1 pseudogene is annotated in these 756 nt (G+C 58.2%); it reads left to right on the forward strand.

Features of this window, described 5'->3' with window-relative positions:
• Positions 1-756: pseudogene (locus M975_RS21920) on the forward strand (RHS repeat domain-containing protein); the annotation flags it as partial.

A 756-nucleotide genomic window follows, 5' to 3' on the forward strand; every position in this document is an offset into this window, starting at 1 on the left:
CCAGCAACTGGGTTACACACCAACCGGGATGCTGACGCAGCAGCGAGCCGGAAGTCAAACTGAACCGGACGACCGTAATAAAGACCTGCAACGCCAGTGGCTGTACGACAAAGCTTACAACCTGACAATGATTGCAGACTCACTGCGCGGTACCGCAGTTCACACCCTGACGGCGAACCACCAGATAAGTCACGCCACCTGGACCGGCAGCAGCAGTGTGCCAGTGCGCGAAGAACGCTTCACCTATGACCAGAACCTCAATATCACCCGCCGCCAGACCTGGGTTAATGACGTACTGGAAAGCGAAGCCTACCAGCAACAGCAGCATAGCCGGGTTGCATCGCGGGAGCACAAAGCCTGGCGGCGCACCACCTCACGCATCAACCCCGACAGCGGGAAACCGGAAGACGGAAAATTTGTCCGGGTGGTGAACGAACACAACATCACCTGGAAATATGATGTTAACGGTCGTCTCGTGGAAAAACTGGTGGATAAAGGCGGCTACCGCCCTCTCCAGTGGCGCTACCGCTGGGATGCCCGAAGCCAGCTCTCCGCACTGGAAACCCCGGACGGCGAACGCTGGGAATACCGCTACGACCCGTCTGGCAGGCGCATCAGCAAACGCTGCACCAACCGCCAGAAAACCGGTTACGACTTCCACTGGAATGGCGACCAGCTGACCGAAGAAATCCCGGTGTATGCCGGTGGCACCCCGGCATATGACGACAGTATTCGCTGGATTTACGAGCCAGGCAG

Source organism: Buttiauxella brennerae ATCC 51605, assembly GCF_001654925.1.
Lineage (GTDB): Bacteria > Pseudomonadota > Gammaproteobacteria > Enterobacterales > Enterobacteriaceae > Buttiauxella > Buttiauxella brennerae.